8 protein-coding genes and 2 pseudogenes are annotated in these 13,285 nt (G+C 64.9%); 9 read left to right on the forward strand and 1 reads right to left on the reverse strand.

The genetic code is table 11. The features are described from left to right. Positions 1–9: 9 nt before the first annotated feature. Positions 10–825 carry a hypothetical protein gene (locus tag H7I57_RS31645; protein ID WP_264028445.1) on the reverse strand — a complete coding sequence of 272 codons (816 nt, stop codon included), beginning with the start codon at positions 823–825 and terminating at the stop codon, positions 10–12. Positions 826–1,363: 538 nt separating this feature from the next. Here H7I57_RS31645 and H7I57_RS31650 point away from each other — a divergent pair. The 9 genes and pseudogenes from H7I57_RS31650 to H7I57_RS31695 all read left to right on the forward strand — a co-directional run. Beyond that, positions 1,364–2,256 (forward strand): annotated as a pseudogene (locus tag H7I57_RS31650) (HAD-IC family P-type ATPase); the annotation flags it as partial. Between the two features lie 344 nt (positions 2,257–2,600). Further along, on the forward strand, positions 2,601–2,882 hold the full coding sequence (locus tag H7I57_RS31655; RefSeq protein WP_264028446.1) for an SHOCT domain-containing protein: 282 nt from the start codon (positions 2,601–2,603) through the stop codon (positions 2,880–2,882). 91 nt (positions 2,883–2,973) lie between these two features. Continuing rightward, on the forward strand, positions 2,974–3,312 hold the full coding sequence (locus H7I57_RS31660) for a hypothetical protein (protein WP_264028447.1): 339 nt from the start codon (positions 2,974–2,976) through the stop codon (positions 3,310–3,312). Positions 3,313–3,484: 172 nt separating this feature from the next. Further along, positions 3,485–4,169: pseudogene (locus tag H7I57_RS31665) on the forward strand (hypothetical protein). Positions 4,170–5,633: 1,464 nt separating this feature from the next. Then, a complete protein-coding gene (locus H7I57_RS31675) occupies positions 5,634–6,167 on the forward strand; it encodes a hypothetical protein (RefSeq protein WP_372510498.1) in 534 nt (177 codons plus the stop codon). A 500-nt stretch (positions 6,168–6,667) separates the two neighbouring features. Then, positions 6,668–7,414 carry a TnsA-like heteromeric transposase endonuclease subunit gene (locus H7I57_RS31680; protein WP_231507944.1) on the forward strand — a complete coding sequence of 249 codons (747 nt, stop codon included), beginning with the start codon at positions 6,668–6,670 and terminating at the stop codon, positions 7,412–7,414. Beyond that, positions 7,411–9,558, forward strand: coding sequence for a TnsB C-terminal domain-containing protein (locus H7I57_RS31685; protein ID WP_011767799.1), 2,148 nt, complete (start codon positions 7,411–7,413; stop codon positions 9,556–9,558). The genes H7I57_RS31680 and H7I57_RS31685 overlap by 4 nt, the downstream gene beginning before the upstream one ends. Further along, positions 9,555–10,736: an ATP-binding protein gene (locus H7I57_RS31690; protein WP_011767800.1), complete on the forward strand. Its 1,182-nt coding sequence runs from the start codon at positions 9,555–9,557 to the stop codon at positions 10,734–10,736. Before H7I57_RS31685 ends, H7I57_RS31690 begins: the two co-directional genes overlap by 4 nt. Next, the gene (locus tag H7I57_RS31695; protein WP_011767801.1) at positions 10,733–13,282 is read left to right on the forward strand and encodes a TniQ family protein; all 2,550 of its coding nucleotides are present in this window, start codon (positions 10,733–10,735) and stop codon (positions 13,280–13,282) included. The genes H7I57_RS31690 and H7I57_RS31695 overlap by 4 nt, the downstream gene beginning before the upstream one ends. Positions 13,283–13,285 lie beyond the last annotated feature (3 nt).

Consider the following 13,285-nt stretch of genomic DNA (forward strand, 5'->3'; position numbering starts at 1 on the left):
CATCGACACTTACGAGACCGGCTGCGTCCACCCCCCGATTCTCCCAGAGGCAACACCGAAAACCGTTGCGACACACCGATCTAACAAAGTACTACTAGGGGCGGGCGCAGGTGCTTCGACCGGGTGGGCGGCAGGCGGGTGAGGAGCCGGCTGCGGATCGTGACTGTGATGGTCGTCGCCGTGTTCGACGCCGGTCCCATGAAGATTGCCTCCTGTGTCCCCGGGGGGTGCTGCAGGTTCGGGTTCCGGGTCATTGTGGTGGTCGGCTTGTCCTGCATCGTTCCCGTGGTGATGGGCCCCCGCTTCCGCACCTGCTGGCGCGTGATGGCCATGGCGCAGACCAGATGCAGCACCTACGGTGGAAGCCAGCGTAACGATGCCGATCGCGCCGAGGAGCACCATGGCGCTGCCGAAAGCTGGCAACGGTTCGCCTTGCAGGCCGCGGTACCAGACCCAGCCCGCGCCCATCACGACATAAATCTGGAGCAACAGCGCGCATAAGTCCGCGGCTTGGATCAGTTCAGCTTCACCGGCGTGGGGACCGAACGGCGCACCAGCGGTTCTCGACACGGACCAGAGCGCGATGAGCGCGAGGTTGACCATGATGCCGAGTGCTAGCACTGGGTTGGTGGTTCGGGCGAGAACAAGCCGCGCCCAGCAGAATTGGAAGACCGCGACGGATGCGAAGAACAGGCCTGCCGGCATCCACTCCTGCCAGTGGGTGGGTACGACGGCGAAGTGGATGACAGACGCGCCCAGCGAGGCGAGCGCGGCGAGCCGAGCGGCGAGCCTGCTGTCGGTCTTCCTCGCTGTCCTAGGTGCCACGGAATCAGCATGACAGCGTCATCCCCGACAGCGGCTGCCTGACACCACATCTCAACCCGACCGAGATCCATTTGTCATCAACTACGGCCTTCCTACGTAGATGACGTCGATGCCAGCCTTAGTTCGCTGAGTCCCGCCCACCGCTGTTCGGCTGTGGGACAACGCCCACTCGCACAGGAGCCTCGGTGAATGTGGCGATACGCGGGTCGTTTCGGGCTTTTGGCGAAAGGCCGCAATCCTTCGACCGCGACACACACGTGTCAACGTGTCCTTGTGAGCAAACGAATTTGTAGCTGCTGCGGTACTTCTTGGTGGATGTCAGCACGACAGTCGGGGCGTGCTATCAGGTGTCACGCGCGATGGCGTATTGCCACTCTCTTGGCGGATCTTACCCCTCGCAGCCACCCTGCGAAAGGGTATGCGCTTCCGACCAGTGGCACTGCCGCGCATAGTGTTTCATGGACCAACGGCTCGTTATCGGATCTGCCATTTGGATGGCAAAAGGTGGCGACAACTCCGTGGCAACACCGGGAAGGATGCGGCCGCAGCGCTGAAAGCGCGCAGTGAACATCCGCTGGCCGTGGCGATCGTGGCCGCCGTCGACGAGGTGACCCTGGCTACTGACGTGCAGGCGGCGACCGGCGCCGGGCTCGCCGGCCGCCGCGACGGCAACACGATTCGCCTGGGCCCGACCCGGGTGGCTCGATGCGGGCGCGTTGGCGGATGACGTGGTACGGATGCAGCAGGCCGGCGCCACCGTCGTGCTCGTCAAAGACGACGGCCAAACGGTCGGCGCGATCGCCGCGCGACGAACTCCGTCCCGAGGCGGCCGAGGCCGTCGCCCAGCTGCGCCGCGACGGCCACCATAGCGCGATGCTCACCGGCGACAATCACACCACCGCCGCCGCAGTCGCCAAAGATGTCGGTATCCACGACGTGCACGCGGAGCTACGCCCCGAGGACAAGGCGCGGCTCATCGAATAACTACGTGTTCAGCTCAACACAGCCATGGTCGGCGATGGGATCAGCGACGCCCCCGCCCTGGCCACCGCCGACCCCGGTATCGCGATGGGGGCGATGGGTACCGACGTAGCCATCGAGACCGCCGACGTGGCGTTGATGGGCGAAGACCTGCGCCACCTGCCGCAGGCATTCAGCCACGCCCGTCGTGCCCGAGAGGCCATGCTGCAAAACGTCGGCCTGTCACTTGCGCTGATCACCGTGTTGATACCGCTGGCGCTGCTCGGTGTGCTCGGTCTGGCCGCCGTCGTGCTGGTACACGAGCTGGCCGAGGTCGTCGTCATCGCCAACGGTGTGCGCGCCGGCCGAGCCAAGCCCCTGCCCCTTGCATCGACCGACCGACCGAGCAGCGATGGCCCACGCAGCAGCGGCGCCCTCATGATCGGCGGGAGTGTCCGACAATCTCCGTGAGTGCACACGCCCGTGGCCGGGAAGCGAACCGGGCTCAAGCTGCATGCCAACCCACACACCACACCGCACACAAACGGCCGGTCAAGCGCATATCCGCGGGCGGTCGGGTCGCCGTAGCGGCACGGATTGCCAAGCCTTGTCGGATCCGCCCCGAAAAGGGCCTTGACATACCCACGGGGGTATTGAACACTGGGATCCACGCCGAGAAGTGACAGGGAAAAAATGATCCTCGAGCCAATGTCGAAACACAGAGACATCGGCCCTACCGCCCGAGCGCCCTGCCAGTCCATTGTGGTGTCAGGTGAGACATTTCCCGGCCAGTCAGATGAAAGGGGTTCACCACCATGATGTACGGCACAGACGACTGCATGTGGGGCGGTTGGGGATGGGGCGGCTGGATCCTTATGGGCGTGGTGATGGTGCTGTTGTCGGCCATCCTGATCACCGCGGTCGTGCTGGCCGTTCGGCATCTCGCCGGTAGCGATGCACAGCGCAACCGCGCGGATTCAGGGGCCTCGTCGCGGCCCGAAAATGCTCTGGCCCAACGGTTTGCGCGCGGTGACATCGACGAGGATGAGTATCGGCTGCGGATGACGCTGCTGCGCGAACACCAGGAATCGCGATGACTCACGTGCCGACAGCTCAGCGTCGGCCGATAGCGCGGTGCCAGTCGACCGAGGACCTCAAAAATGGATGCAGCGGAAGGAGATTGGAAGCATGACCGATACACCTGAATCAACGAGCGAACGAATCGCCGTGGCCGGACAGCGCAGAGGGGTGAACCACGCCTTGGCGTGGAGTGGTATTGCCGCCGCTGCGGTGTTCATCGTTGCGGTGGTGTTCTTTTCCGGGTTCTTCATCGGCAGGGCCACCGACGGTTTCGGCGGCAATCGGGGGAATTGTCAAGGAACGCCCGGCATGATGGGACCCGGCATGATGGGACCCGGCATGATGGGACCCGGCATGATGGGACCCGGCATGATGGGACCCTCTGGTCCCGGGGGGCCCGGCCAGTCGCAGCCGCCGACAACCACTCCAACCACACCTCGGCCGTAGCGCACAAGCACAGGTTCACGCTGCGACGGCAGCAATTTCAGGTTGTCTCGTCGAGTCGGCCATCGTCGGCCACGAAGCCGCCAACGCCTAAGACGGACGCAACTCGCACCGCGCGTTCGCCCACAACGCGATTGTCACGGCACACGTCGAGCACGCGAAGGGATCATCGGAAATGACCGGAATGAGCAGGCGAGCGGCGCTGAGAATGCTCGCCACCGGTGGGGCCCTCTTCGGCCTGGGGTATGTCTTGCGCAACATTATCGACATACCAATCAGCCGTGCCCAACCCGGGATGGGTGGCGCGACCGGTATGGACATGCGCGCTTACATGAACATGTTCATGCGGCATCAGGAGCTTCGACGCAGCGTGGAAGAGATTCCCGGAGGTGTGCGCACCACCACCGAATCTGACTCCGCCGACCTCGTCGCCGAACTGCAGGCCCACGTCTCATCGATGTACACCCACCTCGATCAGGGCAGTGAAGTCACCTGCATGAGCTCAAGCCTGCCTACCCTGTTCCGCCGCGCTGCCGATTATCAACGTCAGATCACGCTCACACCCAGCGGCGTGGTGGTGGTCGAAACCTCCAGCGACCCAGAACTGACCAACGCCATTCGCGAACACNGCTGCCGATTATCAACGTCAGATCACGCTCACACCCAGCGGCGTGGTGGTGGTCGAAACCTCCAGCGACCCAGAACTGACCAACGCCATTCGCGAACACGCCCGCGAAGTCACCGGATTCGTCATCGAAGGGATGCCGGCGATGATGGGCGGCGGGATGATGGGACCTGGCACGGGTCACGGAATGATGGGTCCCGGCATGGGTCACGGCATGATGGGACCGGGCCGCTGAACCGAAGCAAGCAACACCCACCGGACGGAGCGCCACAGGCACTGGTAGTCGCCGCAGCACTGCATCACGTGGTGACTAATGGCACGGCAGGCATGCCCGCACCGGCCTGACTAGCGATTACGCAAGATAATCTTCTTCGGCCGCCTGAACGACCTTGAACAAGTCCAGTGAAGGTTCGTCTTCGGATATCTACTCAACGGCTCAACCATCGTTCTTCCCCTGGGAATCCCGAATTAGTGCCTGGCGCTTGAAGCGATTCTTTCGACGAACGCGCCGAGCGTGCCTGCGGAACCGAGCTCGGAGTCCGGCCGCAGGCAGGTGAACGCCAAGCAGGCCGGAATGGGCCAGCTACGGATTAGTCATGACGACCCCGAATGAGCCGTCGCCTTCGGGGCACCGGCTAGGCACGCCGCCGTAATCGAAGCGGGCCTCCAACATAAGGCAACCCGTCGTTGAGAAGCCGTTTTCTCGTCGAAGGGCGCTCAGAGTCCCGCCAGCGCCCGGTTTGACCCGTCCCGGCGTTTCCGGAGACTTCCGATCTTGGGAGGATCTGAGTTATGGGACGTGTCAGCAAGTACCCCGAGGAACTTCGGGAGCGCGCGGTACGCATGGTCGCCGAGGTGCGCCCGGTAGTCGAACCTGAGAATCTACATTTGTGTCCATTTTTGTGTCTGGGTGGTGGGTCTGGGTCGCTGATACTGGTTTCGTGTCGGTTGGCGCGGTGGTGGCTCAGGTCGGTGAGGTGCTGGGCCGCGCGCANTCACTGTTCGGCGATCCACCGGCCTCCGGACAAGGCCCGGCCGCGGGCTCGGTGATGAAGCTCTCCGGCGCCGGGGAGCTGGTGCGCTCGGGACAAGCGCAGATGGCACCACTGTCGGGGCAGCTGGCCACCAACTACTCCACCTTCGCCGGCGGCGCGGGCCCGGCCCTAGACACCCTGGCCGGCAACGACCGGGCGCTGAGCACCCAGCTCGACGAGGCCGCCCGCACCGACCGCACCGGACGCACCAGCTCCGGCGGAGTGGTCAACGGCGCCGCCNGCCGGCAACGACCGGGCGCTGAGCACCCAGCTCGACGAGGCCGCCCGCACCGACCGCACCGGACGCACCAGCTCCGGCGGAGTGGTCAACGGCGCCGCCACCGACACCAACGGATTAGCCCCGTTCACCAACACCCCCGCCGGCCAGAAAGCACTCCTGGTCGCACTACGCAACCGCGTCGCCCAACAACAACAAGTCGTCCAGGCCTACAAAACCCGCGACGCGCAGATGGCGGCGATGCTGCGGTCGATGGCTCCTGGTCGCACTACGCAACCGCGTCGCCCAACAACAACAAGTCGTCCAGGCCTACAAAACCCGCGACGCGCAGATGGCGGCGATGCTGCGGTCGATGCGGTACGCCGGTGGCGCGGCTGTAGGCGGGGGCTCACCATTTGGCGCCGGCGGAGCCGGGATCGGTACGCCGATGGGCTCCTCGCGAGGCGGTGGCTTTCCGAGCTTCAACCTTCCGCAGCTGGCCAAGGCCGCCAATCTGACCGGGCAGATTCACTCCGGGCGGCGCCCGCTGGGCGACCGCCATGCCGGGATGCGGCTGCGCCGCAGCGACATTGCCTCGTCGCCAGTTGCGGGCGGGATTGATGCCGCGATTAGCAGAGCGCTCGACATAAAAGGCATTACCGACCCGCGGGCTCGCCGCAATTGGGCCACCGGCATGAAAGTCGTGACAACCCGGGAGTCCGGAAACGACATCAACGCCGTAAACAACTGGGATTCCAACGCTGTCAAGGGAACTCCGTCCCAGGGCGCCTTCCAGTTTATCGAGCCGACCTTTCGGGCCTACCACGAGCCAGGCACCTCACCGTTTTTGCGTGACCCGGTGGCTCAGGGCGCAGCGTTCGTCAACTACGCAATGGGCCGGTACAACGTCTCGGCCGACGGATCGGATCTCGCGCAGAAAATTCAACAGGCAGACCCAACAAGGCCGCCGAGGGGATACTGAGCGGCTGCCGAAATCAGGGCCCTTGTAGGTTGCCATTCTCCGTGTCGAATTGCCATATGAAATGTCGAACGATGTCGAATTCGACATGTCGGATGGCAAAAGGTCTGATCATTGCTTGGTAGAGCCTGAGTAGCCGGTCGAGACACGGCAGTACGGCGCGGACGACCCGTGTGCACGGGTAAAACTGCGCCAGAGCGATCGCGGCGCGGTGGACTATCAATTCTCCGTGGCCAGCCTATTGCTTCTGGTCCTGGGCAGGCACATGCTCAGAGGACATCACAAGCTGGGTGGAGTTGCTTAGGTGTGGTACCGGTAGAGCGCTTCTCGATCCCTACGGTCAGTTGGCCGTTGGTGGAAGCCCTTCGGCCTAAATCGGCGTGGCGTCGGCGACGCATGGGCTTGCTGCGCGATTCTTTCTGTGCCACTTGGCTGTTCGCGGAAGCACCGGGTCGGGCGGGACGCGGGATTGCATTGCACGGGCCTACTTGTGGATGTCCGACGTGACTGGCGGTGTCGAGGTCGATTTGGCCACGGCTGTGATCGAGCACCGGATGGGCAGCGGTGAGGCCGACGTCCGCTCCGCGAGTCAGGTCTCGGATACGGTCCTCTTGGAGGCGGTTCCTTGGCGTACTTTTCGTTTCTATCAGGGTCAGCGTCATTACTCCGGAAAGTATTGGGCCGCTACTGAACGCGACCACGTTATCTACGAGTCGCGTTTGGAGCTTTCCTCGCTGTTATTGGCGGATTTCGATCCGGCGGTTACCCGCGTTGTGGCGCAGCCGTTCCGGCTGAGTGCGGTAGTGAACGGTCGGCTGCGACGCCACATTCCAGATTTTCTGTGGGGGAGTGGGGTCGGACTCACCGTCGTGGATGTGGTGCGCGCGCAGCGACTTGCCGAGAACCCGAAGATTCAGATGCTGTGCGAGTGGACGCGTGAAGTGCTCGAGGCGCTGGGGTGGGAGTATCGGGTGTTGAGCGAGCAGCCACCCATCCTGCTCGGGAACGTTCGTTTTCTTGCCGGTTATCGCCGAGAGCAATATGTCGATCAGCGATCACTCGACCGCATTCGTTGTGCGATGGACGGTTTGGGCGGGCTGCGTCTGGACGATGCTGAGCGTCGAGTCGCTGCGACAGGTCCGTCTTTGCGGATGCGCAATGCTCTGATGCATCTGCTGTGGAAACAAGAGATCGTGGTCGACCTCGCAACACCGCTGCGGCCCTCGAGTGTCTTGGAGGTACGGCGATGACGAATGCCGCGGTGCCCGTGGGTGTGGGGTCGCGCATCATCTACGAAGGCGAAGCGTTAGAGATCGTCGAGATGCACGTGACGGCTTCGTCCCTGGAAGTGTTGTCGAGGGGTCTGCGCGGCAACGTGATTCGTCGATTATCCATGAGTGAATTGCTGATGTCTGATCGCGCTCGGGTGCTCAGCTCTGATGAAGGACCCGCTTCCGATGATCCCGGCGAGGTCGCGGCGGTGACATTGTCTGCGGTCTCCGCGGCCGCCCGGAAACAAGCGCTGGAACGGGCGGCCCACGTGCGAGAAGTGTTGACAGGTTACCGCTCCGGATGCCAGGAGACCGCGCTGCCGTATGAACCGCGCACTGCGTACCGGTCCGAGCTGCCGGTGATGGAACGTTATGCCGCCAAGGCGGCCGAGTTGGGTGTGCAGTCCCGCACGGTCGAGCGGTGGGTTGCGCAGTACCAGGCGCACGGGGAAGCGGGATTGATCTCGCAGCGGGCGGTGCAGCCTGGCATGGGTGGGCGGCAGGATCCGCGGTGGCAGCAGACGGCCCTGGAGGTGATGAGCGAGTACACGGATCTGTCGAAGCCCAACGAGGACTTGGTGATTCGACGTACCCGTGCGCGTCTGGACGCGCGGTTCGGCGCCGGTGTGGTGAAGGTGCCGTCGCAGCGCACGGCGTATCGGATCCTGGCCCGGCTCGAGGACCAGCGGCCGCTGTTTAAGCAGAGCACGAAACGCAACCGCGACATCGCTTCCCGATCGAACGAGGTGTACGGCAAGCTGCATCCGATGCGGCCGGGGGAGTACCTGCTGATGGACACCACTCGCCTGGATGTGTTCGCGATGGATCCCTACACGCTGACGTGGGTGAACGCCGAGCTGACGGTCGCGATGGACTGGTACAGCCGCTGCGTCACCGGGTTGCGGCTGACCCCGGTGTCGACGAAATCCATTGATGCGGCCGCGGTGTTGTACGAGACGTTTCGGCCGCAACCGGCGGGGCGGGACTGGCCGGCCGAAGCGATGTGGCCCCCACGCGGGATCCCGCGCTCGGTGCTCGTCGAACAGGACGCTCTCGACCCGGGCAGTGTGCCGGCGGCGACCCCGGCGGTCGTTCCCGAGACGTTGGTCGTCGATCACGGCAAAATCTATGTCAGCGCGCACCTCAACAGCGTGTGTCAGCGGTTGGGGATCTCAATCCAGCCGGCCCGGTTGCGCCAACCCCGCGATAAGGGGCCGGTGGAGCGGTTCTTCTCCACGCTGCGCGTGGGTCTGCTGCAGGAGCTGCCCGGCTATAAGGGGCAGGACATTTTCGCGCGCGGGGTGTCACCGGAACAGGATGCCTGGTTCTACCTCGATGAGCTGGAAGCCATCATCCGGGAGTGGATCGCCGTCATCTATCACCACAGCGCCCACGACAGTCTGTCCGGGCTGGGGGTGCCGAAGCTGACGATGACCCCGGCGGAGATGTTCGCCCACGGGGTGGCGCGCGCCGGCTATCTGGAGGTGCCGCGCGATCCGGATCTCGCCTACGAGTTTCTGCCGGTGGTGTGGCGCGTCATCCAGCACTATGGCATCGACGTGGGAGGGCGCCGCTACAAAGGAGACATCGTCGCCGGACGCGCGAAGGAGAAAAGCCCGTATCCGAACCAGAAGTGGCCGATCGCCTACAACGTCGACGACATCACCAAAGTGTATTTCCGCGATGACCGCACCCGCCACTGGCATCCGTTGGTATGGGAGCACGCCGACATGCTTGACGCCCCGATGAGCGAGGAAATCTTGCGTTTCGAGCGCACCTTGGCCAAAGCCCAGAACCGGTATGTCGATGACCCGCTGGCCATCACTAGCTTCCTGGAACGCCGCAAACTCAGCGTCGCGAACTCGATGGCCGAGCGTCGCCGGGCACTGCGGGTGGCCCGCGAGCAGTCCAGCCTCATCGGTGATCTCAACCCGCCACCGGACAGCGCCGAATTGAGCTCGGTCGCTACAGCACTGGATCGCGAACCTCGCGAGCGGGCCCACGACGCCGGCGCTGATGCGTTCGTTGATGACCTCGACGAGGAACCCGGCGACCTCGATGACGCCGACGAGCCGCCGCTGGAGCAGGGCAGCTTCTACGACGGTGTGCTGGAGGTGGAATGACCTCACCGAAGTCCTCAACACCGAAGCGGCGACCTGCCAGGGCGCCGCGGGGCAAATCGGACGTCAGAAACCCTCGCGAGTATCTGGATAATCTCACCCTGGCCCGCAAGGAGGGGTGGCGCGACATGGTTGACGCACCGACCCTGGACCGGCCGGAAGCGCTGTCCCACAAACAACTACGTCATCTGGGTGCGGCTGCCAGCGAGGATTACAACGATCAGCGCCGCCGCTGGCACGCCCAAATGGGCACGGTGATGACCGCTGAATGCCAATCCGTGCTGGAGCAACTCGAAGACTTCGTGGCCTGCAACTGCCAGACCGGTGAGGACACCAAACCGATGATTGCGCTCAGCGGACTGCCCGGTCTGGGTAAGAGCACCGTCTCGCGGGTGTTCGGGAAACGCCTGCACCGCAGACATATCGAGCGTTACGGGACAACGACACGCGCCGGAGATGAAAGGTGGCCGGTGTGCCGGATCGGTATGACCGCCTCCACGGGCACCCGCGAGTTCAACGCGGCAATATGCGACTTCTACGCCCACCCGGGAGGGCAGCGGGCCAGCGCCCAACAACTGCTGCGGCACGCGCTCGATGATGTGTCCTCCTGTGAGACAAGGCTACTCATCATCGATGACCTGCACTTCTTGCGCGGTCGCCGGGAACGCATGACCGATCTGAGTAACCAGTTCAAATACATCGCCAACGAGTTCCCCCTGACGGTGTTGCTCATCGGGATCGGCCTGCACGAGCGCAACGCGCTACTCGATGACTGCAACGCCTACCGCGATCACGAAATGGAACAGCTGCTGCGCTGCACCACGCCGGTGGACATGTCACCGTTCATGGTCGGCACCGAAAAGCAACGACAGCGCTGGCGGGATTTACTGCTCACCCTCGAACAACGGCTGCTCCTGACTCAGAAGTATCCGGGCATGCTCGCCGATGACCTCTCTGATCAGTTGTTCGTGCGCAGCACCGGCCACATCGGCTCGTTGATGGCGCTGATCCGATTGGCCTGCCAGAAAGCCATGCGCACCGGCACCGAGAAACTCACCGCCGAGCTCCTCGAGTCCTGCCGCATCGACAGCGCCGCCGAGCTCGGCCGCCGTGAACTACACGCCGCGTTTCGCACCGGCAAGAAAACCACCCGGCTACGCACCACGCCCAACCCGCCATGACCACCGTCCGCGCGCTACCCCTGACCACAGCACCGGCGGCGGGGGAGGCGCTGGATTCCTGGTTACACGCCATCGCGGTGCGCCACAACACGTCACTCAACGCGCTGTACCACCACATGGGCCTAGACACCGTTGCCGATCTGCGCACCCGCGTCACCGCTGCCACGGTAAGCGAGGACGACGCGCAACGGATCGCCGCCGCAACAGGACTCACACCGACACAGGTGCACGCGATGACCTTGGCGCACTACCTAGCGAACGTGTCCTGGGCACAGGAAGCGACAGCGGATCTGACCGCAACCACGCCGCGCCACCACGGCGGGTGGCGGTTCTGTCCGCACTGCCTCGGCGCGAGCGGGGGAACGTGGCTGCTGCAGTGGCGATTGATGTGGAGCTTCGCCTGCCTGCAGCATCGATGCCTGCTGGCCGAACACTGCCCGCGCTGCGGCCGGCGCCAACGCGCGCCCCAACCCCTCAACGCCGCCCCACCGCGTCCAGTGCACTGTGCTCACCCCAGCCCCACGGCTGCCGGCAGAAACCGGCTCCGCTGCGACGCCGACCTGGCCGACACCCCAGTCACCATGCTGGAGGCTGATCATCCGACACTGCTCGCCCAACAGGTGCTCCTCGACCTGGTCGCCGCCGAGAATGGCCAGTTCGGGCTCTACGCGCAGCATCCGATGCCAGTTCGGGACGTGCTGGCCGATATCCGCATCCTTGGCCGCGGCATCCTGTCGGCCACCGCCGGTCGCTACCTCGAGGACCTGCTGCCCGCCGAGTTGGCCGCACAATATCGACACCAGCGGCAGGCGGCCAACGCGCAGATGTCATCGTCGGTCCTGACGTGCGCCGCGGCGATCACCGCGGCCGTCACCGTGCTCAGCAGGCCCGACTTCGGGTCGGCCGCGGCGCCGCTGGCAGCGCTGCCTGAAGAGGTCAGCCGCTACGTGCTGCATCAATGGACCTATCTCGACCTGCCGGCCGGGCCGTCGGCGAGCCCGGTGCTTCAGGCCCTGCATTTCACCGCACTCGGTGACCGCCTGAGCCCCGCTGCGCAGTTGCAGTGCCGCCTCGGCAGTGCCTTCCCAAGGCTGCACGCCACCGACACGCAGCGGCAGCAGCAGCTGGTTCGGGCGCTGCCCACAGCATTGTGGACGGGCTGGGCGTTGCGGCTGAGCCCGCCGGCGTTGGCCCATTCCAGCTCGCGGGTGGCGCTGGCTGCCGCAGTGCTGCTGGTCGGCAGCGACCTGGACATCGCCGAGGCCACCGCGCATCTCGGCGGCGAGCTGGCCCGCCTCAACGCCATCTACCTGCTGTGGCGGCTCAAAGAATCGCCGCACTGGCCCGCGATCCGCGACGCCCTCGCTGCCCTATCGGACTACCTCAGCGAGGAGAGTGCACCCATCGACTACGCGCGGCGACGGCGCCTGGACTACCGCGGCCTGCTCGCCCAAGACGAGTGGGACCGCATCTGCGGAAGCCTCAGCCACCAAAGATGCTCGGCAGCCCACCCACGCAGCTACCTGCAGCACCAGCTCCGCGGCACCACCAAACCCCGCACCGGCCTGGACGGCCCCGACACCGAGCTCAGGGAATTCCCGGGCCGCCTCACCCCGCAGCTCAGCCGCGCCCTACACCGTCACGCAACGAGGTTCCTTGCAACCCAAGGCATTCAGGACGAGCCGGTGGTGTGGGAACCCCCGACGAATATCGTCGCCGGCCTATCGTTACCCGGTGTCGAGCTCGGCGATATCGAGATCGCGGAGCTACACCGACTAATCCGGGTTGACCGCCGCACCATCGCCGCCACCAGCCAGCAGTTAGGAGTCAGCGGCGACCTCATTCGCTATGCACTCGAACAGCATCCCGCCCCGGCGCTGCCCCCGCGCCCGCGTGCCCCGCGCATCGGCGCCCGGCGGCCCGGCAGGGTGTATCAGCAAGCCGCCGAAGCGCTGCCGCGGGAACGCCTCGTCGCCCTGTACAGCCAGGAACAACGCAGCCTCGCCGACATCGCCGCCCTGACCGGGTTCAGCAAACGCACCCTCTCTCGATTGATGCACGACTACACGATTCCCCTGCGGCCGTCCGGGCCACGGCCCACTGAGCCGGTCGACCCCGACTGGCTCTACACCGAATACATCGTCCGCCAACGCTCGTGTGCAGACCTCGCGCGAGAACTCCAAATCCGCTGCGGAGCGGTAGCCGCCCAAGCCGCCACGCTCGGAATGCCGGTACGCACCGTGGCCCGACACACCGACGCCGAACTCCGCGACAACCCAAAGATCCCGGCCATCCTCATCCCGGCCCTCGTCGGCCACGGCGGCTGGGAACGGCTACAACGCTTCGCCGTGATCACCCAGTTCACCACGCTCACCGACGCCGGGAAACACCTCGGCAGGGGAGTAGCCGTCACCGGCCACCACATCGCCCGCCTGGAAAAAGACTTCCGCGCACGCCTGCTCACCCAGAAACCGCTGCGCTGCACCGACTTCGGCAAAGACGTCCTCGCGGCGGTGCACCGACTCGCCGAACTCGGCGGACCCTGACAT

This window comes from Mycolicibacterium pyrenivorans (genome assembly GCF_025821625.1).
GTDB lineage: Bacteria > Actinomycetota > Actinomycetes > Mycobacteriales > Mycobacteriaceae > Mycobacterium > Mycobacterium pyrenivorans.